At 48.8% G+C, this 23581-nt stretch carries 19 protein-coding genes; 16 read left to right on the top strand and 3 right to left on the bottom strand.

Annotated features, from left to right (window positions below):
• Positions 1 to 98: 98 nt before the first annotated feature.
• From CLOSYM_RS20080 to CLOSYM_RS20120, 9 genes are all read left to right on the top strand, one after another.
• Positions 99 to 2267 (top strand): hypothetical protein, encoded by a 2169-nt coding sequence (locus CLOSYM_RS20080; RefSeq protein ID WP_044903007.1) that lies wholly within the window; start codon positions 99 to 101, stop codon positions 2265 to 2267.
• Positions 2268 to 2352: 85 nt separating this feature from the next.
• On the top strand, positions 2353 to 3285 hold the full coding sequence (locus CLOSYM_RS20085; RefSeq protein ID WP_003497576.1) for a glycosyltransferase family 2 protein: 933 nt from the start codon (positions 2353 to 2355) through the stop codon (positions 3283 to 3285).
• 15 nt (positions 3286 to 3300) lie between these two features.
• Positions 3301 to 4746, top strand: a complete 1446-nt coding sequence (locus CLOSYM_RS20090; RefSeq protein WP_021643570.1) for a hypothetical protein — start codon at positions 3301 to 3303, stop codon at positions 4744 to 4746.
• Positions 4747 to 4982: 236 nt separating this feature from the next.
• Complete coding sequence (gene rfbF, locus CLOSYM_RS20095) at positions 4983 to 5753, top strand: glucose-1-phosphate cytidylyltransferase (RefSeq protein ID WP_003497567.1); 771 nt, start codon at positions 4983 to 4985, stop codon at positions 5751 to 5753.
• Positions 5754 to 5833: 80 nt separating this feature from the next.
• Positions 5834 to 6904, top strand: a complete 1071-nt coding sequence (rfbG, locus tag CLOSYM_RS20100; RefSeq protein ID WP_021643572.1) for a CDP-glucose 4,6-dehydratase — start codon at positions 5834 to 5836, stop codon at positions 6902 to 6904.
• Position 6905: 1 nt separating this feature from the next.
• On the top strand, positions 6906 to 8273 hold the full coding sequence (gene rfbH / locus CLOSYM_RS20105) for a lipopolysaccharide biosynthesis protein RfbH (protein ID WP_044903003.1): 1368 nt from the start codon (positions 6906 to 6908) through the stop codon (positions 8271 to 8273).
• A 4-nt stretch (positions 8274 to 8277) separates the two neighbouring features.
• Positions 8278 to 9141, top strand: coding sequence for a LicD family protein (locus CLOSYM_RS20110; protein ID WP_021643574.1), 864 nt, complete (start codon positions 8278 to 8280; stop codon positions 9139 to 9141).
• 7 nt (positions 9142 to 9148) lie between these two features.
• A complete protein-coding gene (locus tag CLOSYM_RS20115; protein ID WP_003497559.1) occupies positions 9149 to 10135 on the top strand; it encodes a glycosyltransferase family 2 protein in 987 nt (328 codons plus the stop codon).
• 97 nt (positions 10136 to 10232) lie between these two features.
• On the top strand, positions 10233 to 11678 hold the full coding sequence (locus CLOSYM_RS20120; RefSeq protein WP_044903008.1) for a D-alanyl-D-alanine carboxypeptidase family protein: 1446 nt from the start codon (positions 10233 to 10235) through the stop codon (positions 11676 to 11678).
• A 65-nt stretch (positions 11679 to 11743) separates the two neighbouring features.
• On the opposite strand, the gene CLOSYM_RS20125 is transcribed toward CLOSYM_RS20120, so the two are convergent.
• The gene (locus CLOSYM_RS20125; protein WP_021643577.1) at positions 11744 to 12727 is read right to left on the bottom strand and encodes a LysR family transcriptional regulator; all 984 of its coding nucleotides are present in this window, start codon (positions 12725 to 12727) and stop codon (positions 11744 to 11746) included.
• Positions 12728 to 13230: 503 nt separating this feature from the next.
• Here CLOSYM_RS20125 and CLOSYM_RS20130 point away from each other — a divergent pair.
• The 6 genes from CLOSYM_RS20130 to CLOSYM_RS20155 all read left to right on the top strand — a co-directional run bounded on the left by CLOSYM_RS20130 (position 13231) and on the right by CLOSYM_RS20155 (position 19131).
• Complete coding sequence (locus CLOSYM_RS20130) at positions 13231 to 13932, top strand: RraA family protein (RefSeq protein WP_003497542.1); 702 nt, start codon at positions 13231 to 13233, stop codon at positions 13930 to 13932.
• Positions 13933 to 14050: 118 nt separating this feature from the next.
• Complete coding sequence (locus CLOSYM_RS20135) at positions 14051 to 15007, top strand: D-2-hydroxyacid dehydrogenase (protein WP_003506332.1); 957 nt, start codon at positions 14051 to 14053, stop codon at positions 15005 to 15007.
• Positions 15008 to 15146: 139 nt separating this feature from the next.
• Complete coding sequence (locus CLOSYM_RS20140; protein WP_021643579.1) at positions 15147 to 16109, top strand: hydroxyacid dehydrogenase; 963 nt, start codon at positions 15147 to 15149, stop codon at positions 16107 to 16109.
• Between the two features lie 267 nt (positions 16110 to 16376).
• Complete coding sequence (locus tag CLOSYM_RS20145) at positions 16377 to 17438, top strand: SLC13 family permease (protein ID WP_021643580.1); 1062 nt, start codon at positions 16377 to 16379, stop codon at positions 17436 to 17438.
• A 15-nt stretch (positions 17439 to 17453) separates the two neighbouring features.
• On the top strand, positions 17454 to 18293 hold the full coding sequence (locus CLOSYM_RS20150; protein ID WP_009297581.1) for a DUF6282 family protein: 840 nt from the start codon (positions 17454 to 17456) through the stop codon (positions 18291 to 18293).
• A gap of 277 nt (positions 18294 to 18570) precedes the next feature.
• Positions 18571 to 19131 carry a hypothetical protein gene (locus CLOSYM_RS20155; protein WP_003497533.1) on the top strand — a complete coding sequence of 187 codons (561 nt, stop codon included), beginning with the start codon at positions 18571 to 18573 and terminating at the stop codon, positions 19129 to 19131.
• Positions 19132 to 19336: 205 nt separating this feature from the next.
• Here CLOSYM_RS20155 and CLOSYM_RS20160 read toward each other — a convergent pair whose 3' ends face one another.
• Positions 19337 to 20314 carry a zinc dependent phospholipase C family protein gene (locus CLOSYM_RS20160; RefSeq protein WP_009297580.1) on the bottom strand — a complete coding sequence of 326 codons (978 nt, stop codon included), beginning with the start codon at positions 20312 to 20314 and terminating at the stop codon, positions 19337 to 19339.
• Between the two features lie 189 nt (positions 20315 to 20503).
• On the opposite strand from CLOSYM_RS20160, the gene CLOSYM_RS20165 reads away from it, so the two are divergent.
• Positions 20504 to 21865 carry an alanine/glycine:cation symporter family protein gene (locus CLOSYM_RS20165; protein ID WP_044903010.1) on the top strand — a complete coding sequence of 454 codons (1362 nt, stop codon included), beginning with the start codon at positions 20504 to 20506 and terminating at the stop codon, positions 21863 to 21865.
• A gap of 316 nt (positions 21866 to 22181) precedes the next feature.
• On the opposite strand, the gene CLOSYM_RS20170 is transcribed toward CLOSYM_RS20165, so the two are convergent.
• Complete coding sequence (locus tag CLOSYM_RS20170; protein ID WP_003497527.1) at positions 22182 to 23450, bottom strand: MFS transporter; 1269 nt, start codon at positions 23448 to 23450, stop codon at positions 22182 to 22184.
• Positions 23451 to 23581: the final 131 nt, after the last annotated feature.

A 23581-nucleotide genomic window follows, 5' to 3' on the forward strand; every position in this document is an offset into this window, starting at 1 on the left:
AAAATCCCGAGTTACACGGCGCGAAACGGCGTTTCCTGCTGTTTCTGTGCATCGCGAAGCGGGTTATTGGTCACAGAATCGCGCTTTTCAGCGGGGCTGTGAGCAGTAATGATAAAAGTAACTGGAGGGCAGGCAGCTTTGCGTTCTATGCTTTCCTTTTGTATACGGTATTAATATGGAGCTGTGAATTACTCGATTTATTTTGCTGGCTTACGGGCATTCCCCAGGTTACCTTCATATCAAGAGCCGCAGCCCTTGCCTTTACTGTTTTTTTTGGATGGCGGGTAATTGGGGTTCCGAGGGTGAAACGGGTTAAGATTGATGCTTATATGGTACTGGGGAGCATATTGATAGCAGGCTTCTTTGCCGTCAAAGGCATCCGGCCGGATATGAGCTATGATACTTACAATTATCATCTGCTGAGCCAGATCCCGGGTTTTACGGACAATTTGAATTACCACGTTATGCCGGGAAAATTCCAGATGTTCGGTTTCCGTCTGGGGGACAGGATGTTTTATCCGTTCCGCGCCCTGCTGGGACTGAGGATGGGAACTCTTTTAAATGCGGCGGCAATGCTTGTCATTTACCGTCAGGTCACCGTATTTCTCGCATGGTTTCAGGAGTCCTTCGGAAATAAAGCGTGGAAGCTTTTGTGCCGTCCGTCGCTTGTGGCCTTCTTTGTTGTCTGCCGCTTTGACCTGATATTACAGAGCGGAACCTATATGGTAGAGCTTCTGGCGCTCCCTTTTTTTCTGGAAATGCTGTTTCTTCTGGTGAGGGAGAGGGAGGAAGGGAGCGTCCGGAAAGAAGCTTTTGTCTTCAGCCTGACCGGCGGAATTCTTTTCTGCATGAAGATGACAAATATTGTATATCTGGTGCCGCTGGTGCTTTTATATATCTGGAAGATAAGAAAGGATATCACGGTTCCTCTGTTTCTGTCCTGCCTGGCGGCAGGAGCGGTTCCGGTTACGGTTTATCTTGTATACAATACAGTCAGTACGGGAAACCCGGTTTTTCCGTATTACAATACAATATTCCAATCGGAATATTATCCGATTGAAAATTTTAAGGACAGGCGCTGGGGACCGGCCGGACCAGGAGAAGTGCTTTGCTGGCCCTGGTACATGATACGCTATCCCGATTACAGGCTCAGTGAGCTTCCCTGTGCCTATAATCTGGATTTAGCCGCAGGATATCTGGGGATGGCGGGGATTTTGGCGGCGGGCCTGTACGGCGGCATCCGGAAAACAGGCAGGAAAAAGGCCGGGAAGTACCGGAGGGAACTTCTGCTGATTGCCGTATATGTTAGCTCCATGATGATATGGACCGTTACTACCGGTCATACAAGGTATTTCATGGGAGGAATTCTATTAAATGGGATTCTGCTGGCGGTCTGCTATCTTCGTCTGATGAATGCGGGGGGATGGCTTCCCGCACTGGCCGGAATCCTTCTGATACTGCCGTTTGGGGGCCGTGTGGAGTACGGTTTTAAGTCGGTATGGCAGGGATACGAATGGGGTATGAGGGACAGTTCCCTGGACAGCTATAAAAAGAATGCCAGATGGATATTCAGGGACCGGGAGATTTTTTCCCAGACGGTGAAGGAGCAGGTGGATGTGATCTTTCTGACCTGGGACGACTACGGAAGCTACGCACGCCTGATTGGCGGAGACGTTCCCGTTTACAACCGGAATGCGATTGTCGGGGAGCTGAAAGCCCATCAGGATCAATACCTGGCGCAGGTGGAAACGTTCATGCGTGAAGGGAAAGGTGTCTACGATATGTTTCCGCAAAGTGCGGAGAAATTGGATGCATACCTTGATTGGATGAACAAAGCAGGGTATTATGTAGATGATATGTTTTATATGACCGATAAGCTGTCCGGCCCGCAGGCCTTTAATATGGCAAGGCTCAGCATGGCGGACGGGCGGAAGAACCGATGGTATTATGCATATGCCGATGACCGGCAGGGACGATTCCAGATGGAAAAGAATTCCGACCATTATAAGATGACTGCTATTTTCGGGGATCCGGACTGGTGGCTCAATCCATATCCGTTCCGGATTCTTATCACCGCTTCCGATGGAAATACGGCGAAGATAGCCGGAACTGTGGATTTGACAGGAGCCTGCGAATACCAAAAAACGGAAACAAAGCTTGATCTGACCGGCCTATCCGGTACAATAACGATAAGCTTTACCTCATCCGTTGAAGGAAAACGCGGTGTGGCGGTCAATCCGGTGATAGAAGAAGCGGTGCGGCAATAGAAAAATAAACGTTACTGATCACACCGTTTTAAACGATAATAGAGAAACATGATTAAGAGTAACCAGAAAGCAGGAGGAAAAGAGAATGGATACGATTGCAGTATTGATTCCCTGTTACAATGAGAGCCAGACAATCGCGAAGGTGGTAAAAGACTACAGGGAGGCTCTCCCGGAAGCGGTGATTTATGTTTATGACAACAATTCCACTGACCATACCGATGAGGCGGCCAGGGAGGCGGGGGCAATCGTCCGCTATGAATACCGTCAGGGCAAAGGCAATGTAATCCGCAGCATGTTCCGCGATATTGATGCAGAATGCTATCTGATGATCGACGGGGATGACACCTATCCGGCTGAAAATGCCAGGAGCATGGTGAATCATATTCTGTCGGGCAGGGCTGATATGGTGATAGGGGACAGACTGTCCTCCACCTATTTCACGGAAAATAAAAGACCTTTCCATAACACGGGAAACCGGCTGGTGAGAGGCCTGATCAACACGATTTTTACCAGTGATATAAAAGACATTATGACAGGATACAGGGCCTTTAATTATGAATTTGTAAAAAGCTTCCCGATTCTGTCCAAGGGCTTCGAGATCGAGACGGAGATGAGCATTCACGCTCTTGATAAGAACTTCAAGCTTCTGGAGGTTCCGGTAACCTACCGTGACAGGCCTGCCGGAAGTGTCTCCAAGCTCAATACGTATAAAGACGGATTCAGAGTGTTAAAGACGATTGCAAGGCTGTTTCGCGATTACAAGCCGTTTGCCTTTTTCGGCTGGCTGGGGCTGCTCTGCTTTATAATTGCAACCATATTTTTCGTGCCGGTCCTTCAGGCCTATTTTTCCACCGGCCTGGTTGCGAAGTTTCCCACGCTCATTGTATGCTCCGGCATCTATGTGGTATCCTTCCTGCTGTGGATGAGCGGACTTATTCTGGATGTTATTGCAAAGAAGCACAGACAGCTGTTTGAACTGTATCTGAACATTCTGAGCAGCAAAAAGGAGCCGAAATAAAGGAGAAACCGATAAATGGAACCGATGAGAAAGAAAGCGGTGAAAGTGACATCTGTGCAGGCAAAGGCAGTCTGGATACTTCCCATACTGCTTGGAACCGCGTTTTGTTTTTACTATCTGAGCCTTGCCGCTGACAATGTGGCTTTTTCAGATTATGTCAGGCTGATTAACTCCTATCTCCCCGATGTGGGGAATCCGGCTAAATTTTTTGTGCCGGATATCCTCACCAGGGTACCGATAACGTATCTGGGAAGAATAATTAATGTAAAGCTGCTGGGATATAACACTTTTTTCGATATGGCACTCGGTGTCCTCGGATTGGGACTGGGAGCTGCAGCTTTATCTGTTTACGCAGGCAAAGAAAAGAAAATTTCCTACCCATGGTATCTGATGATTCTTTTTGTTTACTTCAGTCTGAATAAATGGGAGATGCTGACGAACGGGACGGGCTGGGTTTGTTTCGCCGCTGTGTCCGGTTTTATCTGCCATTATGTAATTCTTGATCGGGCCGTTAGAACAGGGCACTGCCATAGGAGGGACAGAATCTTTCTGATGGCGCTTCCCTCTTTTCTGACGCTGTTTGTGGCCGGCCCTTACTGCGGAAGCTATTCGGCTCTGCTGACTCTGGTGTATCTCGTTATGCTGGCTGCAGATTATAGAAAAAAGGGGAAAATAAACCGGCTCTATCTGGGGTACCTCGCGGCGGTGCTTATTCCCCTGGCCCTGTACCTGTGGAGTAATTCCTATGCGGTATATGTACACAGAGGGGCGGTGACGGACGGAAATATCATATCCCAGCTGATTGCAGATCCGTTGTTTTTTGTCACCTTTTTATTAAATGCGTTTGCCTCGGCTGTGCTGGGACAGAACCAGATAGTGGATTTTGCAAATAAAGGAAGTATTTTCGGAAGTGATCCATTTGTTTATCTTCTGGGAGCAGCGGTTATCTTCCTTTACCTGTACAGCCTGTATCTGAACCTGAAATACCGTCTCTATGAGAAAACAATATTCCCGCTGCTCATGATTCTGAGCGGAGGGCTCAACCACCTGCTGATTCTGTCGGCCCGGTGGATATTCTTAAAAGACAGTTACGGCATGACATCCCGATACGCGCTGCAGTATCAGATGGGAATTATCGGAATATTACTGACGTTTGCCGTAGTCATGCGGCTGGGCCGTGAGACTGAAAAATCCGTAAAAAAAGGCCCGGGGCCAATAACCGTTGTGCTTGTCGGTCTCGGCGCCTGCCTGATTCTTGCAGGAAACGCCTGGACGACAAAGGAGGAGTTGAAGACTGCCCCTTTCCGGAAGGATTATCTTCAGATATCCAGGGAACTGGCGATGAATTACAGGACGGCCGGCGACGCGGAGCTGGTGGAGTATCTTCACAATGATCCTGATTCAGTGAGAAAGGCAATGAAGATTCTGGAAGAGAACAACCTGAATCTTTTTAGAAAATAGATATTACTGTTCACACGATTGTGTTCCGCGAGGTGTTTTCGTACACGAAAATCCCGAGTTACACGGTGCGAAACGGCGCTTTTTGCCGTTTCTGTGCATCGCGAAGCGTGTTATTGTTCGCAGCACGCTGCTTTTTGGCGAGATGTGAATACTAACAAATAGATTATGGCAGCCGGTGCAGGGCCATTGAACCGCCGGAAATGCAGAGGCACGGAAGAATAAAGGAGGGTACGCCCATGAAAGTAGTGATATTAGCAGGAGGATTCGGCACCAGAATCAGCGAGGAAAGCCATTTAAAGCCGAAGCCGATGGTGGAGATAGGAGAACAGCCTATCTTATGGCACATAATGAAATATTATTCCCAGTTTGGCTATCATGATTTTGTAATCTGTCTGGGATACAAGCAGTATGTGGTAAAAGAGTATTTTGCCGACTATTTCCTTCACACCTCCGATGTGACCTTTGACCTTGTAAGCAACAGTATGGAGGTTCACAACAATTATTCGGAACCGTGGAGGGTGACATTGGTGGATACGGGCCTTCATACGATGACAGGAGGACGCATCAAACGCGTGCGCGAATATATCGGTGACGAGACCTTTATGCTGACCTACGGCGACGGCGTGTCTACGGTGGATCTGGAGGCTCTGCTTAAATTCCATAAGAGCCACGGGAAGATTGCCACGATAAGCGGAGTGAATATCGGACAGCGGTTCGGCGTCCTGGATGTGGATGCGGACGGTGCGATTCATGAATTCCGTGAAAAGAGCGATGATGACGGGAAGATTGTAAACGGAGGTTTCATGGTAATGGAACCGGGAGTCTTTGATTATATAGAAGGCGATGATACCGTATTTGAGAAGGCGCCTCTGGAAAATATGGCAAGGGACGGACAGCTGATGGTTTACCGCCATGACGGATTCTGGAAATGCATGGATACCCAGCGCGACAGAATGCAGTTGGAGAATATGTGGCAGGAGGGAGACGCCCCCTGGAAGATCTGGTAAAAGGAGCGCAGCAGTAACGGTTCTTGCTGTCTGAACTGTTACGCGCAGCACGCAGTGCAGAAATACGAGGTGGAAAATATATGGAGTTACTGGAGTTTTACAGAGGAAAAAAGGTGCTTGTCACGGGGCATACCGGCTTTAAAGGTTCCTGGTTTGTCAGAATGCTGACGCTTGCCGGTGCGCAGGTTACCGGATACGGTTTAAAGCCGCCCACACAACCCAGTATGTTTGAGATAACGGGATTGGAGAATACAATCGATCATGTCATCGGAGATATACGTGATTTAGGCCGTCTGAAGGAGGTTTTCGACCGGGTACGGCCGGAGATAGTCTTTCACCTGGCGGCTCAGCCGATTGTGCGGGAATCCTATAGAGAACCGGTTTATACCTATGAGACAAATGTGATGGGAACTGTCAATGTGCTGGAGTGTATCCGGCTGTGCCCTTTTGTCCGCTCCTTTGTGAATGTGACCACCGACAAGGTATATGAAAACAAGGAGTGGGAATTCGGCTACAGGGAAAATGACCGTTTGGACGGTTATGATCCTTATTCCAACAGCAAGTCATGTTCCGAACTGGTGACACACAGCTATAAGCAGTCCTTTTTTCAGGACGGCCGCTGTGCCGTCTCTACATGCCGGGCGGGTAATGTGATTGGCGGAGGAGACTTCGCGGACGACCGAATTATCCCGGACTGCATCAGGGCGGCCATGGCCGGGAAAGAGATCACGGTTCGCAACCCATACTCGATCCGCCCCTTCCAGCATGTACTGGAACCGCTTTTCGTCTACATGACGGTGGCAAAGCGGCAGATGGAGGAACCGGCTCTTGCCGGAAATTACAATGTGGGACCGGATGATGCGGACTGTGTGGACACGGGCCGTCTTACCGATCTGTTCTGTGAGAAATGGGGCGGAGGACAGACCTGGATTAACCGGCATGACGGAGGACCTCATGAAGCAGGTTTCCTGAAGCTTGACTGCTCCCGCATCAAGAGAGTCTTCGGCTGGCAGCCTGCCTTCCACGTGGAGGAGGCGGTTGAAAAGACCGTTGAATGGTCGAGGGCATGGCAGGCAGGGGAAGATATGCTGGCTGTGACCGACAGGCAAATCAATGAATTTTTAGAAAAGAACCGACATGGAGGTAAATAAGATGTCTGATGAGAAGATAACGGCAGCAGGTGAGGAAGCGGCGCGCAGCCATATCCTCGAACTGGTGGCTGATTACTGTGACAAATATCATAATAAAAAAGGTCCCTTCGAAGAGGGGCAGCGAATTCCTTATGCGTCCCGCGTCTATGACAGCAGTGAGATGGTGAATCTGGTGGACAGCGCTCTGGAATTCTGGCTGACCTCCGGCCGTTATACGGACCGGTTCGAAAAAGGGCTGGCCGATTATCTGGGAATCCGCTACTGTTCCCTGGTCAATTCCGGTTCTTCAGCCAATCTGATCGCGTTTATGACTCTGACCTCCAATCTGCTGGGGGAGCGGAGAGTGAAACGGGGAGACGAGGTGATTACAGTGGCCGCCGGTTTCCCCACAACCGTGACACCGCTGATTCAGTATGGAGCTGTCCCTGTGTTTGTGGATGTGACGATTCCACAGTATAATATCGATGTGACGAAGCTGGAGGACGCCCTTTCCGATAAGACAAAGGCTGTTATGATAGCCCATACGCTGGGGAATCCCTTTGATTTGGCAGAGGTGAAAGCATTCTGTGACAAACACGGACTCTGGCTGGTGGAGGATAACTGCGACGCTCTGGGAAGCCGTTATACGGTTGACGGTGTGACAAAGTTCACCGGTACGATCGGGGATATCGGTACTTCCAGTTTCTATCCGCCGCATCACATGACAATGGGAGAAGGCGGCGCCGTATACACGGACAACGCCCTCCTGAACAAGATAATCCGCTCCTTCCGCGACTGGGGGAGAGACTGCGTCTGCCCGTCCGGCTGCGACAATCTCTGCGGCCACCGTTTCGACAAGCAGTATGGAGAACTGCCGCTGGGCTATGATCATAAATATGTTTATTCCCATTTCGGATATAATCTGAAGGCCACCGATCTGCAGGCGGCTGTGGGCTGCGCCCAGCTGGAGAAATTCCCTTCCTTTGTGGAGCGCAGGAAACACAATTTCACCCGTTTAAAGGCGGGGCTTGAGGGGACGGAAAATCAGTATATTCTGCCGGAACCCTGTCACAATTCCGATCCGAGCTGGTTCGGTTTCCTGATTACATGCAAAGAGGGTGTGAACAGGAATGAAGTGGTGCGTTATGTGGAGTCAAAAGGAGTGCAGACCAGAATGCTGTTCGCCGGAAACCTGATCAAGCATCCGTGCTTTGATGAGATGAGAGAGAGCGGCAGCGGATACCGCGTGGCCGGGACTTTGGAAAATACGGACCGGATCATGCGTGACACCTTCTGGGTAGGCGTTTATCCGGGCATGACTGATGAAATGATTGATTATATGGCGAAGGTGCTTATAGAGGCAGCCGAAACAGCAGGAAAAGAGGCGTAAAACGGTGACGGAGACAGCCGCAAAGACTTATGATCTGACAAAGGTTCATGAAGCGAACAGGAAATTATTAAAGGAAATTGACCGCATCTGCAGGAAGTATAAAATCAACTATATGATGGATTCGGGCACCCTTTTGGGAGCGGTACGTCATCAGGGCTTTATTCCATGGGACGACGACGTGGATGTGGTATTTACAAGACAGAACTTTGAGATGTTCATGAAGGTGGCTCCCAGGGAGCTGCCTGACGGAATGTCGGTGCTGCGGCCGGAAGAGATCAGGGGCGGTAAGGTGTTTTATGATTTTACAACCAGGATTATCTACGAAAACAGCCGGGTACACGAGGATAATGAGCAGATGCGTTTTTACGACGGGAAGCTGAATCATCTGTGGGTGGATTTATTTATTCTGGATCGGCTCCCCGATGGAAAAGGAGCGGCCGCCCGGGCAAAATTCATGCAGAAGGTTATTTACGGCATGGCTATGGCCCACAGGAACGGCCTCGATTTTTCAAAATACAGCCTGGCGGACAAGATCCGGGTGGGCGTCCTTGCCACGGCGGGGCGTCTGATCCCGATGCCTGTTTTATTCAAACTCCAGCGTCTGGCCGCGATGAAGGATGCGGACAAAAAGACAAAGCGCTGGTATTACAGTAATTACCAGCCGGATTACCTGTATGTAACGCTGGAAGGCGAGTGGTGCGAGAAGACGCTTGATATGGAGTTTGAAGATTTGGAACTGATGGCGCCGATTGGATTTACACATGTGCTGGAGTTAATCTACGGCGATTACAGAAAGCTGCCGCCGCCGGAGAAAAGGGTTCCGGCCCATTCGACAATTGAGATACAGATATATGACCAGGAGAAATGACAAAACAATGAAAAAAATTTCAATTATTATTTCTGTCTACAATGAGGAGGAGGCACTGGAGGAATTCTACCGTGTATCATGTCCGGTGTTCGAGGCTTTAAGCTGGGATTACGAGCTGATCTTTGTGAATGACGGAAGCGCGGACGGTTCCCTGTCTATTTTAAGACGGTTTGCAGAGGAGAATTCCAAGGTCAAGGTGATCAACTTTTCCAGAAATTTCGGTCATGAGGCGGCCATGCTGGCCGGACTTGATTACAGCACGGGAGACGGCCTTGTATGTATGGACGCAGATTTGCAGCATCCTCCGGAATGTGTGGAGCAGATTATTGCCGGATTTGAGGAGGGGTATGAGGTGATCAATATGGTCCGCACCAGAAACAGGTCGGCCGGATTCATAAAAAATTTAACCTCCTCCGCATTCTATAAACTGATTAATAAGATATCCGATGTGAAGCTGGAGGCCAATGCTTCGGATTTTTTTGCAATGACTGAGCCGGCGGCGAAGGTACTCAGGGAAAATTACCGGGAAAAGGTACGTTTTCTGAGGGGATACGTACAGAATATTGGGTTTAACAGATGCAATATAGAATACGAAGCCAGGCCGAGGGTGGCTGGGGAAAGTAAATACAGTCTGAGAAAGCTGTTTAAATTTTCGATTAACACGATCCTCTGTTTTTCGGATCTGCCGCTGAAGCTGGGAATTTATTCCGGAATGTTTGTAGGTTTTCTGGGACTTATCGTAATGGTTGACACAATTTACGAGTGGGCCGTGCATGGTACGCCTAATGGATATGCCACGATAGTGGTCCTTCTCTGTTTTATGTTCGCCATGCTGTTTGTCGTTGTGGGGATTATCGGGGAATATATTGCAATCCTGTTTACGGAACTGAAAGACCGGCCGATTTATATTGTCAAAGATACGGAAAACATTCCTTCAGGCAGCGGCTGCGGGCCGTTAGAAAATATTGACAGGGCGAAGCGGGATGAAACATGATATGATGGTGAAAGAAAAGAATGACTGTCACAACTCACAGCCCTGTGGGATTTGGGGCTGTGCGGGGCAACTGAAAATTATCTGGGGAAAATTATTTATGAAGAAATTAATGAGTTTACTCTTGAGTATAATTATGATTCTTGCCGGACCTGCCATGACTTCCTACGCGAAGCCGGACTGGCCGGCCGACACTGGGATTCAGTCGGAAGCGGGAATTGTCATGGACATGGATTCCAAAACGGTTATTTTTGGACAGAATATCCATGTTCAAAAGGCGCCGGCCAGCATAACAAAGCTTTTAACGGCTCTGGTCGTGATTGAAAATGCCAATTTGGATGATATGGTTACATTTTCCGATGACGCTATCCACAACGTGGAAGAGGGCGCCGGCAACAAGAATGCGCTGGAGCCGGGGGACAAGATGACAGTGAAAGACTGCCTTTATCACATGCTGCTCACTTCGTCCAACCAGTCGGCTAACGCTCTGGCAGAGCATGTGGCAGGAAGCCGCGACGCCTTTGTGGCGATGATGAATGAGAAGGTGAAGGAGTTGGGCTGTGAGAACAGCCATTTTGCCAATCCGTCGGGACTGAACGACGATACGCAGCTCACGACAGTATATGACATGGCGCTGATTGGAACAGCGGCATATGAAAATCCGGTGCTTCTGGAGATTGGGTCGACCAAAAGCTACCGTCTTCCGCCTACGGCCAATAATCCGGACGGTGTGACGATTAAGATGGAACATAAGATGCTGACCGAGGGAGATCCCAACTATTATCAGGCGGCCATTGCCGGAAAGACGGGATTTACTTCGATTGCCGGTCAGACACTGGTTACTTACGCTTCTAAGGATGACAGAAAGCTGATTGCGGTGACGATGAAGAGTACGGAGTTTACCCATTATCAGGATACCAAGGCGCTTCTTGATTTTGGCTTCGACCGCTTTAAAAATATCAAAATTGCTGAGAATGAGACCTCCTATACGACAGGGGATCAGCCGGTGGAGCTGGGGGACAGTTCCTATGAGTCGTCCGACCTTTCAATTGACCCTAAAGCAGTGATTACCGTTCCTAAGGATGCGCAGTTTTCCGATACGGACAAGAATGTGGTTACTAAACTTCCGGAGAATCATCCGGACGGAGCCGTGGCTCTTCTTGAGTATACCTATAATGACCGGAAAGTCGGAGAAGTTTACATAATCAGTGCAAAGCAGGCGGCCATCGACGAGACGGCACAGGCCGGTGGTGAAACGCCGGAATCAGCGCCTGAAGGCCAGGACAGTGATTCCGGCAAGGAGGCGGGCGGAACCGCGAATTTTGCCTTTAAGCTGCCGAAACAGGCGCCCTGGATAATGCTTATCGGCGTGCTTGCGGCGGCAGGTCTTGGGTTTTCCATTCTCTTTATCAAAAAGAGAAAAGAGGAAGAACGCAGACTTATGGAGGAGCGGCGGAGGAAGAGAAGGCAGCGTTTGGAGGAAATCGGATGTACCCAGGAAGAATTTGAACGCCTGCTGGAGGAACGCGCAAAGCGGGGGAAATGATCGGGAGGCTTTGAGGAGGGAGTCTCCCATGGAAGGTTGTCGTGAGTGGGGACTCCCTCCTCAAATTATTCAGCCCCGGAAACGGGTGATACAGGGAAATCGGCGAGGTGTTTCCACGCTGTTTGCATCAGTATCATGAAGTCATTTACATGTCCCGGCGGTTTTCCGTTTTTCCTGCGCATAAGACAGATGGGAGTCTGTAAAAGCGTACTGTCATTTTTGATAGGAAAAGCGTTACATCCCGACAGTGTCTTCATCAGGGAAGGAAGTCTGGACTTCCGGCAGAAGAAAGCGCCCAGATGGCAGGGATAAAGGGAAATCATAAGCTCCGTATTGGAGGATTCAATATAAACATTGGGTTTAAAGCCTGCATTGTGGAAACATTCATCGGCAACCCGGCGGAGCCTCATGGGAGGCTTGTGTAGGATAAACGGAACCTGGGAAAATTCGTGCAAATCTGTACCGCAGGCGGCCTGTTCTTTTATTCTTGGCGTATCCTTGCCGAAATAGTGCTCTAACAGGATATCGGAACAGATAATATAGCTCTTTTCTTCCAGTAAAAGGGTAAAATCGATCCGGTCTTTCAAACCGGACACTTCAGAGCGGCTGGGGGTTCCGATCAGCAGATCGAGAGCGCCGTCGCAAAGCATCTGTAACATCTCTTCGGAGGATTCCTCCACAAGTTCCAGTGAAATATTTGGCCATCGTTTGTGAAAATCGGGCAATACCATAGGGAAACATTCGGCGGCGCGGTAAGCCGGAATACCGATTCTCAGGAGGCCGGAGTGCTTGCTGCTGATGTCGGAAAAAGAGTTAATGAGTGATTCATTTTCTTTGATAATCACCCCCGCTCCTTCTACAAGCAGTTTACCCGCATACGTGAGCTGGAGTTTCGGCTGACGCTCAAAAAGTTTGACGCCGTAATAGAGCTCTAACCGCTGAATCTGAAAGCTGAGAGTCTGCTGGGAAATGTAAAGGCGTTGGGCAGCGGTGGTCATATTCAAATCTTTCGCTACTTCTAAAAAACTTTCAAGATATTTAACATTCATATGGACAGTCCTCCTCTTTCAGGATTGATTTATGGTTATGAGGACGCTGCCGGCAGGCCAGGGTCCGGGATGGTGGAGGTGGTGCTATGAGTCTTCAGTCCCGGTTTATAAGTTATCGTGAGGGGGAATCCGGCAGTATGAATTACTACGGGGACCGCTTGCGCTCTTTGGAGTGCGTAGCAGGCACTAAGGCGTCACAAGACGCCGCCTAAGTGCTGACGGACTCCCATGTCCCCTGCGTAATTGATACTGCCTCCTTCCCCGGGATACGGCTCGACGGGACTGAAGACTCATAAAACCACCTCCACCACCCCGGACATTGGCCGTCCCGGCCGCGTCCTCCTGCCATATTAGATGGCTATAGTTATCAGTATACTACCAAAAATACTTGTAATATATATAAGTTTTGCACAAACTTTCTGTTGGAAAACAAAAAGGCATTTAGATATAATTACTACATGCTAAATATCCATTGTAACCATAATTTGAAGGGAGAATGAAAAATGCCAGTTGGAAAGCGAATTTATTTACAGCGTAAGCTGCCGGATGCACAATTAATCGAGGACTTTAAGAAGATACCCGCATCAAATGTGGGGGATGTAATGGGACGGAACTGCGCGATGAATCCCCGTATTCATCTGGTCAGCAGTCCTAAGGCGCAGATGATGGCCGGACCGGCCTTTACCGTGAAACTCAGGGCAGGTGATAATCTGGCGCTTCATGGCGCGCTGAATCACTGCAATGAGGGAGATGTGCTGGTTGTTTCCAATGAGGGCGATACAACGAGAGCGTTGATGGGAGAAATTATGATGGCCTATCTCATGCTCGTAAAAAAGGTTTCCGGAATCATACTGGACGGCCCAATCCGTGACATTGATGAGATAGGAAAGTGGGATTTTCCGGTATACTGTACAGGAACAACTCCGGGAGGCCCCTATAAAGAAGGCCCTGGTGAAATCAACGTTCCCGTCAGCTGCGGCGAGATCAGCGTAAACCCGGGCGATATTATTCTGGGCGATCCGGACGGCGTGGTAGTGATTCCGCGAAATGATGCTCCGCAGATTTTAAAGGATGCCCAGAAGTTCCAGGAAGCCGATGAGAAGAAACTGATCGCCGTAAGAGAAGGAACTTCTAACCGGGATTGGGTGGACAAGGCGCTTCTGGATCATGGATTTGAGTTTATCGACGCTGCTTACGAAGCATGACAATAAGCCTGATAATGCATTGGCCCAATCTGCCGGAATGATATCCCTGCTGATTGAGCCAGGCAGAGGCGGGCTTTGGACAGCAGACAAAAACAGAGGATTATAACGGGAGAATGCCATGAAAATTGTTGTACTCGATGGTTATACGGAAAACCCTGGCGACCTTTCCTGGGAAGGGTTTTGGCAGTTCGGTGAAGTGACTGTATATGATCGCACAGAGGAAGAGGAAATTATAAATCGGATCGGTGACGCTCAGGCGGTAATTACGAATAAAACGCCGATTACCCGCGAAACGCTTAACGCCTGTCCTGATATACAATATATTGGTGTTTTAGCAACAGGATATAACGTGGTGGACACAGATGCCGCAAAAGAGAGAGGAATCCCTGTCTGCAATATCCCCACCTATGGGACCGCGGCCGTGGGGCAGTTTGCCATTGCCCTACTGCTGGAAATCTGCCATCATATCGGGCATCACGATAAGGCGGTGCATGACGGACGCTGGCAGAATTGTCCCGACTGGTGTTTCTGGGATTACCCTTTGATTGAACTGATGGGTAAGACAATGGGAATCATCGGTTTCGGCCGTATCGGCCAGGCGACCGGGGCGATCGCAAAGGCATTGGGAATGAAGGTGCTGGCTTATGATGAGTATCCGAACGAAACAGGACATGGAATCGGGGAATACGTTTCACTGGATCAGCTTTTTGAAAAGGCCGACGTCATTGCCCTTCACTGTCCGCTGTTTCCCGAAACAGAGGGAATTATCTGCAGGGATAATATAGCGAAAATGAAGGACGGTGTTATTATTATCAACAATTCCCGCGGCCCTTTAATTGTGGAACAGGATTTGTATGACGCACTTGAATCCGGTAAAGTTTTTGCAGCAGGTTTGGATGTGGTTTCCTCCGAACCAATCAGAGAAGATAATATTTTGCTCAAGGCGAAGAACTGCATTATTACTCCCCATATTTCCTGGGCATCCAGGGAAAGCAGAAGCCGTCTGATGGATATCGCCGCAGCTAATCTCGGCGCGTTTATTGACGGTAACGCCGTCAATGTCGTCAACCTATGAGCAGGCGGAAATATATTTTAATGCCGGACTCCTTTAAGGGGACGCTGTCGTCCTCTCAGTGCTGCCGGATCATGATGGAGCTTTATACCAGGATCCGGAGGCGTTTTATGAAATAGACTGATAAGAAAAGGAGAGAAAAATGAGTTATAAAGTATTATTACCGCAGCCAATTTTACCGGAAGGATATGAGTATCTGCGTCAGCACGGCTATGAGATTGTGGATGGAAGAGGATTTACAGAGCAGGATATCATTGAAGATATACGGGATTGCGATGCTATGATAGTGAGAACTGCTAAAATTACACGCAATATACTGAATGCGGCGCCAAAATTAAAGATACTGGCGCGCCATGGAGCAGGATATGACGGCATCGATTTGGATGCGGCCAGGGAAAGTAAGGTATTGGTGGTAACGGCCGGAGGAGCCAACAGCATTTCCGTCGCTGAACTTGCAATCTTCTATATGCTCTACTGTTCCCGTAATTTTAAGGCGGTGTTAAATCATTACATAGAAGACTACCGCTATGCAAAAATGGGAATCCCTAAGACGGAATTGAGCGGAAAGACCCTTGGCCTCATAGGTGTGGGAAATATCGGCGCACTGGTTGCTAAAAAGGCATTTTACGGCTTTGACATGAAAGTGATCGCTTACGATCCGTTTTTTAAAGGGGAGGCGCCGGAATACCTTCAGATAGTCTCTGAGCGGGATGACATATTCAAAAACAGTGATTATGTATCCGTGCATGTACCGGCCGCAAAGGATACGATACACAGCATCAGTGACAGGGAATTTGAGCTGATGAAGGACACCGCTTACCTGATTAATACGGCGCGCGGTTCGATTGTGGATGAGCCGGCATTAATCCGGGCGCTGGAAGCTAAAAAAATAGCGGGCGCAGGATTAGATGTATTGGAAAAGGAGCCGCTTGACCAGGAAAACCCATTGTTAAAGATGGAAAACGTACTGACAGCGCCGCATATCGGCGGAGCGACAAAGGAGGCCGCGGCCAGATCCTCTGTTTCCTGTGCCGAGGCGATCGACGATTTCTTTTCTGGGCGCACTCCAAAATTTGTGATACCTGAAATGCGGGATATGATATAATGTCCGGAATATAAAGAATCATACGGAAGACAGCGCTCTATTGCTTGAGGACGGTAACCTGTACGAAAAGCCCGCAGGTTATCGTTTTTTGCATGGTGAAACAACATAAATATTGTCGAAACAGGAAAAAAATCCTGTTAGACAATTGTATAACAGCTATGCTAATATTAGCTCAGAAAAGTCGGCGCGCAGATTTGGAAATCTATAATTTATAGGAATGGAAGGTTGTATCGAAATGCTTGAATTTCAGCTTGGAGGGAGAATTTTATGAGTCAAATGGCTATCGCTTTAATCATTCTTGGCGTCACCATATTATGCTTTATCTTTGAACCGGTCCCGCTGGTGGTTTCCGCAGTTACGGCATCGATCCTTTATGCGTTTACGGGACTGATCAAGATGGAGGATGTGTTTGTCAGCTATAATACCAACACGATTGTCTTAATGATCGCTATGATGATAATCGGTTCCTCGCTGTTTCACTCCGGAATCAGTGAGGTAATAGGGGAAAAGATGTCTAAGTTTACAGGGAACAGTGAGAAAAAGGCGATTCTGGTTACGATGATCGCATCCTGTGCCCTTAGTTCTGTATGCACAAACATTGGCGTTATGACTGCGCTGGCCCCGCTCGTCACGGCTATGTGCCTGTCAGCCGGTATTGCGCCGTCTAAAGCTCTGCTGGCGCTTTTGTTTGGGGCGCAGCTGGGAGGTTTTAATACGCTGGTGGGAGTTCCCTCCAATGTATTTGCAAACAGTCTGATGGTGGGACAAGGTTATGAAAGTTTCCGTTTATTTGATATAACGCCGTTCGGTCTGGGCGTTTGTGTGCTGGGCAGCCTTTACTTCGCATTTTTTGGTTCCAAAATGCTTAGAGATACCGGTTATATTCCAGAATTTGCCCAGACAGAGAAAAAACAACTGGATAAAAGAAAGGCAGTTATATCCTGTACCACGCTGTTTGTCGTATTGCTTGTGATCGCCATCAGTCCGGATGCAGTTCCGATGCATATTGCGGCGGTGATTGGTGCGCTGGTGATTGTCGGAACAAGATGCATGACGGTTCAGGAGGCCTCCCGATCGATTGACTGGAACTGTGCATTTCTGATGGGATCTCTGTCGGCGCTGTCCGCAGGACTTCAGAACAGCGGCGTCGGCATCGTAACGTTGGCCGGGGCGGCATCGTATGCGACTCCATTTGCCGCTCCGCAGAATATGCTGGCGGTGGGCTGGACAAATTACAAATTTATGGATTTTGTCAAGGTCGGCATACCGATGGTATTGCTTACTTATCTTGTTGTTATATGCTTAATTCCAATTGTAATGCCATTTTAGAAAGAGGTGGAAACGATGGTCCATGAACTGCTGTCAGGAACCTACGATTTACATATTCATACTGCGCCGGATGTAATTCCGAGAAAGTGTACAGACGAGGAAACGGTCCGGCGGCTCGAGGCTGCCGGTATGAAGGGATGCGCCATTAAGTGCCATTATTTTGAGACGGCGGCCAGAGCGGCTCTGTTACAGGAGCGTTTTCCGCAGATGAAAATTGTTGGAGGACTTGTTCTGAACCGCAGTGTCGGGGGAATTAATCCGGAAGCCGTGGAGCGGTTCGGACAGATGGGCGGCAGAATGCTCTGGTTTCCCACCATGGACGCCCGTTCGTTTCAGCAGTATAAGAAAAAAACGTCACAAGTGCCGTCTCATTTTCTGACGGCCTCGGGAGCGGACGGGAAACTGTCGGCGGAGACCGTCAGGGTGCTGGAGACCGCAGCCCGTTATCAGCTGACGCTGGGGACCGGACACCTGAACGCCGACGAAGGGCTTGCTCTGCTGAGAGAAGGCAAACGTCTCGGAATCGAACGGATGATGGTAACCCATGTGGAACATCCGGCGCTGAATTACAGTATAGAACAGCAGAGAGAAGCCGCCGCAATGGGGGCAATGATTGAACATAGCTTCAACAACGTTTTTTTCCGACGCAGCACGATAGAAGAAATAGCACGGCAAATCCGTGCCGTAGGCTGCGGGCATGTGATACTGACAAGCGATCTCGGGCAGACGGATGCGCCCTACAGCGACGAGGGAATGCTTCAATTTGCCGAAGCTCTTTTAAAACAGGGGATTACAGAGCAGGAGCTGGCGGTAATGATGAAGCAGAACCCGGAAAAACTGATAACCCTGCCGTAGAGTCATATGCGGTATCCGCAGAATGATGAGTACCGCCGTTTTCCGGCTAAATAACCAACCGGAAAACGGCGGTATTTATGGCATAAAAAATATGTGATGTGTCAGATCGGGGACTTTTTGGAAGAAGTGATATGCAAAGGCTGGAAACCCTTGAAAATACTTATTTCTTAACAAATGTTTGGAAAATATGAAGATTTTTTGAATTTTTCAAAAATGACTACAAAAATGAACAAGTATATTATATAATAGCCATGCGGCGCAAGGAGGTATACTTTTGATGAAAAGATTTTTAGTGTTAGCAGCGTGCATGGTTCTTCTCAGTGGATGTACACAGAGCAATATTGTAAACCCGGAATCTGAGACAAAGATTGCGGATCCTAATTTCGATATTCAGGATGATATAGAGATTGACTGGACTCAGGTAAGTGCAGATGCAGAGAGTGTCTTCGAGGATACTGGTGCATATCCGTACAGCAAAGATTTCCATTTCCTTCTGGAACCGCAGAAGAAAGAAGTCATGCTGGTGTGGGTGGTATCAGATGATTTTCCGGCCAGCGAAATCAGAACTTATTCGGATAATCTGATTAAAGGATTTAATGACGTAGTGGCTACCCAGGATTTCTCGATTGAGACATCGAGTGATGATTCGTATGGCGGCCTCTGGAAGAATTACGCACTTTCGTTTGGAATTGCACCTGAAAGTACACAGGATGACGAGGAAACCTGGTTTATCAGCGGCAATTTTGGAGCGGGCGTAGATTTTGTCCTTCCTGATACGGCGGAGCTGGAAAAGAACCTGGCGGCTCAGGAGAGCGGCGGCACACAGGCGGCTGAATAGCAGCCGTTAAGTAATTGAATTAGCAAATAAGCGTCCTGCAAATGCAGGGCAAAGCAGGTAAGAATTAAAACAGGATGGGTAACCGGGTATGAGCCGGATATCCGTCCTGTTTTTTCCGTTTTACAGGAAGTCTGTCCTATGAAACGATAACCTGCACGCTCTGTGCAGGATCGTGCAGGGAGTACGCAAAAAAGACCCGCCTGTTTCAGGAAACAGGCAGGCCGCTGTGGTACGAATAGTTGCCGAGTTCATTCATCAAAAGGGAAAGATCCTGTTTATCAAGTGAAACAGGGCTTGTAATGCAGTTATTTAACAGATAATAGACATTGCTGCACTTGGCCAGTGTCTGATGGAACAGATCCACGAATGAAGCTGTGGAGGCCAGGGAACGTTTCCAGGGGTTGCACCAGGGCTGGTGATCCAGGTTGCAGCTGTTGCGGTAATTGGATATCGTATCGGTCACCAGCTTTGCGGAGGCAACCGGCTGCTTTAAAAACAGGGATTCAACAAATTCAATGCTGTTTTTCTTCCTTCCCGATTTATCGGCCAGGGTGCGGCAGCCGAAACGGATGGCCCAGACGGAACGGTGAACCATGGCCGGTGTCACCTGGAAATTATTGCGGTATGTGATTGGGTAATAAGTTTCATTGATACAGGATGCCAGGAAATGGGAAATAAATTGAAGCTCCTGGCCGTTTAAACAGATACTGGCCGTCTGATTGAATTCGGACGGTTTTTTCTTTTTATATTTCCACAGCAGGATGGCATCCAGCTCATTTTCCAGAGCCGCATGCAGGCCGTGGTTCTTCGTCGAGGGTTCATTAATGTCATAGCCGATCCTGCCGTAGATAAAGGGATGGCAGATAGAGTCGGCAATATAATGGTTAATAAAACCGGCAAGGTAGGCGACAGCTTCTTCTTTCTGCTGTCTCGAGCTGATCAGGCCGATATGGCGCAGGCAGCAGTCGAAAAACTGGCTGACCTGATGTTCATGCATGTGAGAACCGACATTCCTGTAATCCTGATGACGGAGAATGGGAATGTTGTAAAAGAAAATGTCGGGGCCCTGGAGGCCGAGCTGGTAAAGCCAGCGGTATTTGGCTACGATATGCTTTAACTGAGAGTTCGGCATATCATTGTATGCTTTCATTCCGAATATATAATGGGTAGTAAAACCTGGCATGATAATACCCTCTTCCATTTTTATTTTCAATTATTCGCGGTGAGTGAAAAGCAGTGGATTGCGTCTTTCACATTTTGCTAAGTATTCATAGTATACCACATTCCTTAACGGATTGCGATAGAGTTTGTGCATAAGGAGCTGGAAAGAAGAATAAAAAGATACAGAGAATGGAAAATTAGCGGCGGCAGGATGGAGAGTGTAAAGGTGATCCATGATCTCGTATGGGGACCATGGCTTTTATTGTTATTTTTAGGAACGGGAATCTTTTATACGTTCAAATTAAAGGGATTTCAGATTTTTCATTTCAGGTACTGGTGGAAATCTACGGCAGGAACGCTTGGAAACAGGGATGAAGAGGCAAAATCACAAATTGCGACGGCATGTACGGCCCTGGCGGCGACCGTGGGAACGGGAAACATTGCCGGAGTGGCGACGGCTATCGCTGCGGGCGGTCCCGGCGCAGTATTCTGGATGTGGGTGTCTGCCTTTGTCGGGATGGCGGCAGCCTATGGAGAGACGTATCTTGGAATCAGATACAGATACAGGGGGATGGACGGACAGTATATCTGCGGTCCTTTTGTATATCTGGAGCAGGGCTTAAAAAGCCGAGGTATAGGGCTGCTCTATGCGTTCTTCTGTGTCCTGGCGTCATTGGGGATGGGGAGCATGGTTCAGGCCAATTCGATTTCAGACAGCTTTACCTATGCATTTTCCCTGCCGCCCCTGATTACCGGGCTTGCGGTAACGGTTCTCACGATGGCGGTGGTTTTCGGCGGAATCGGAAGAATATCGGAGGCTGCCAGTAGGCTGGTACCATTTTCGGCCTGCCTTTACATGTTTTTATGCGGTATTGTGATTTTCAGCTGCTATGATAAAGTGCCGGGTGTGTTCAGCGAGATTGTGCGGGAGGCATTTAACTTTAAGAGCGCCGCCGGAGGGGCAGCAGGGTACGGAATGTCAAAAGCGCTGCGCTACGGTGTGGCAAGAGGGGTATTCTCCAATGAAGCCGGATTGGGAAGCCTGGCGGTGCTGCACGGCGCGGCCGGGGAGACAACGGCCGAAGAACAGGGAATGTGGGCTATATTTGAAGTGTTTTTCGATACAATCATCAGCTGCACATTGACGGCCCTTGTAATTCTCTGTATTGCCGGAAAAAGCGGTGCGGCGGGAGGCATGTTTTACGCAGACGGGCAGACGGACGGAAGCGCGATGATCGCCGCCTGTTTCTCCCAGTGTTTTGGTGCGGCGGGGGGCTATCTGACAGCTATATCTATGGCCCTGTTTGCTTTTGCCACCATCATTGCATGGTTTTACCTCGGCAGGCAGGCAGTCGCCTATCTGACGGAGCATACCGGCGCAGGAAAGGTGTTTCTCTGCTTTTACGGATTCGTATATCTCAATGCGGTGTTTTTCGGATGTGTGGCGAAGCTGGAGCTGGTCTGGAACCTGTCCGACGTATTTAACGGACTGATGGCGGTTCCGAACCTGATTGGCATTCTGCTTTTATCAAGAGAAGTGAAGGCGCCGTTGAGAAATAGGAGAAAAAGATAAGAAAAGATAAAGACTCGAAAGCCAGACCAAACGATAATCTGCACGCTGCGCGCACAGGTCACCGACTACAACAAAAAAGCCTCTCCAGCAGTGAGAGGCTTTTTGATATTTGAAAAAGGGAGGAGAGCTGATACTTAAATCAGCTCGATATTATGAAAAAAATCTTGTAAGCATTGTTAATTGCTATGGTTTAAGTATATGGGGGAAAGATGAAGAAATCATGTTAATTGTGTAAAAGGTTTTTTAATGATTTGTGAACGAAATATGAACGACGGAAGGAAACTCCCCCAATTTCCATCGCATTGATTCCGCTCATTCAGCGCCTGTTTTTCCATATAACAGGACAGCCGGCCTGGGTACAGCGGTATTTCCAGCCTGCACTGATGCAGAAGAGAGCAGCCGACAGCAGACCGATCATAAGGAGCAGGACAAAACGGTAGCTGTTTGTCATGTCATAGATAAACCCGTAGACGGGAATCAGGATGACTGAGGCAATCGGAGCGCCCATGGAGACTTTGGCAAATATTTTTTCATAATCCTTCCGGCCGTAGAATCTCAGCGTCAGAATAGGGGACAGGACCATGATACCGGCGCTGATTAATCCCTGGCAAAAGGCGGACATGCGAAAGAGGAGGAGACTGCTGCCGCTGAGCAGGTAGCCGGCCATTGCCAAAAAACCGATTCCAAGAACGCCGTAGCACGTCTTCAGGCTGCCGATTCTGTCGCTGATTACTCCAATTGCGATTGAACCTGCCGCGCTCCCGATGGAAGCGTATGCAAGGGCATTGCCGGTCTCGGCTGTGGTGTAGCCGAGTAATGCTCCGTAGGTAGGTATATGCTGTGTAAAAACGCCAATACCGGTAATGGAAATCATAAAGAACAGCAGCAAATAAAAGGAAGCCGAGTGCAAAGCCATTTTTTCCGGTATTTCCACTAAATCAGATTCCTTCCGGCCTGCGCTCCTGTCAGCCTGTGTCCCGGTCCGGTAAGGAGACGTGGATTTATCCTCGGGCCTGTTTCGCAGAAAGAGAACGGAAGAAAGAAGAACGGCAGTCAGCGTAACGCCCCCGACAAATAAATACCCGGCGCGCCAGCCGTGAACGGATATTATTTTTGAGGCAGCAGGCTGAAAAACGGAGCCGAATAAGCCGACAAAGGCCATCTGAAGTCCCAGCATCATTCCTGTATTTCCTGCGAACCAGCGGTTAATCAGGATTGGCCCCAGCAGACTTACCAGAATCGTGGATCCCATTGCATAAGGAACCGCCATCAGATACCAGCCATAGACCGAATTCATAAGCCCGAAGGACATGAAAGAGAGCGCCTGCAGAACGGCTCCGGCTGCGGCTACGAGCCGGACGTCATACCGGTTGATAAGCCGCCCTGCCAGCGGAAGCCATAATACCATGACAATGGAAGTGATGCTTAAATAAATGGACAGAGTCCCTATTCCAACGCCGATATCGCGTGACACGGGATACAGAAAAAGCCCTGAGACCGAATTGATTCCTCCTCCGGCAAAGCCGCGGATCAGGATAACGCCCAGAAGAATGATCCAGGCATAGTGCGGTTTTTTGTTTTTCATAAGATTTAAACGCTTTCTTCAGAGCGATCCTTCCTCAAATTTTACGGTTATTGTTGTCTTTTTTTCGATTTTTATTCGTTACTCTGCGGAGCGGTTTTTATTTAGCAGGTGAATATTCCTGATAAATAAAA

The organism is [Clostridium] symbiosum ATCC 14940 (genome assembly GCF_000466485.1).
Taxonomy (GTDB): domain Bacteria; phylum Bacillota; class Clostridia; order Lachnospirales; family Lachnospiraceae; genus Otoolea; species Otoolea symbiosa.

Excerpts from the sequence above, each read along its gene's own strand:
- CLOSYM_RS20085 (WP_003497576.1), top strand. The coding sequence starts at position 2,353 with ATGGATACGATTGCAGTATTGATTCCCTGTTACAATGAGAGCCAGACA.
- CLOSYM_RS20090 (WP_021643570.1), top strand. The coding sequence starts at position 3,301 with ATGGAACCGATGAGAAAGAAAGCGGTGAAAGTGACATCTGTGCAGGCA.
- rfbF (WP_003497567.1), top strand. The coding sequence starts at position 4,983 with ATGAAAGTAGTGATATTAGCAGGAGGATTCGGCACCAGAATCAGCGAG.
- rfbG (WP_021643572.1), top strand. The coding sequence starts at position 5,834 with ATGGAGTTACTGGAGTTTTACAGAGGAAAAAAGGTGCTTGTCACGGGG.
- rfbH (WP_044903003.1), top strand. The coding sequence starts at position 6,906 with ATGTCTGATGAGAAGATAACGGCAGCAGGTGAGGAAGCGGCGCGCAGC.
- CLOSYM_RS20115 (WP_003497559.1), top strand. The coding sequence starts at position 9,149 with ATGAAAAAAATTTCAATTATTATTTCTGTCTACAATGAGGAGGAGGCA.
- CLOSYM_RS20120 (WP_044903008.1), top strand. The coding sequence starts at position 10,233 with ATGAAGAAATTAATGAGTTTACTCTTGAGTATAATTATGATTCTTGCC.
- CLOSYM_RS20125 (WP_021643577.1), bottom strand. The coding sequence starts at position 12,727 with ATGAATGTTAAATATCTTGAAAGTTTTTTAGAAGTAGCGAAAGATTTG.
- CLOSYM_RS20130 (WP_003497542.1), top strand. The coding sequence starts at position 13,231 with ATGCCAGTTGGAAAGCGAATTTATTTACAGCGTAAGCTGCCGGATGCA.
- CLOSYM_RS20135 (WP_003506332.1), top strand. The coding sequence starts at position 14,051 with ATGAAAATTGTTGTACTCGATGGTTATACGGAAAACCCTGGCGACCTT.
- CLOSYM_RS20140 (WP_021643579.1), top strand. The coding sequence starts at position 15,147 with ATGAGTTATAAAGTATTATTACCGCAGCCAATTTTACCGGAAGGATAT.
- CLOSYM_RS20145 (WP_021643580.1), top strand. The coding sequence starts at position 16,377 with ATGAGTCAAATGGCTATCGCTTTAATCATTCTTGGCGTCACCATATTA.
- CLOSYM_RS20150 (WP_009297581.1), top strand. The coding sequence starts at position 17,454 with ATGGTCCATGAACTGCTGTCAGGAACCTACGATTTACATATTCATACT.
- CLOSYM_RS20155 (WP_003497533.1), top strand. The coding sequence starts at position 18,571 with ATGAAAAGATTTTTAGTGTTAGCAGCGTGCATGGTTCTTCTCAGTGGA.
- CLOSYM_RS20160 (WP_009297580.1), bottom strand. The coding sequence starts at position 20,314 with ATGCCAGGTTTTACTACCCATTATATATTCGGAATGAAAGCATACAAT.
- CLOSYM_RS20165 (WP_044903010.1), top strand. The coding sequence starts at position 20,504 with ATGGAGAGTGTAAAGGTGATCCATGATCTCGTATGGGGACCATGGCTT.
- CLOSYM_RS20170 (WP_003497527.1), bottom strand. The coding sequence starts at position 23,450 with ATGAAAAACAAAAAACCGCACTATGCCTGGATCATTCTTCTGGGCGTT.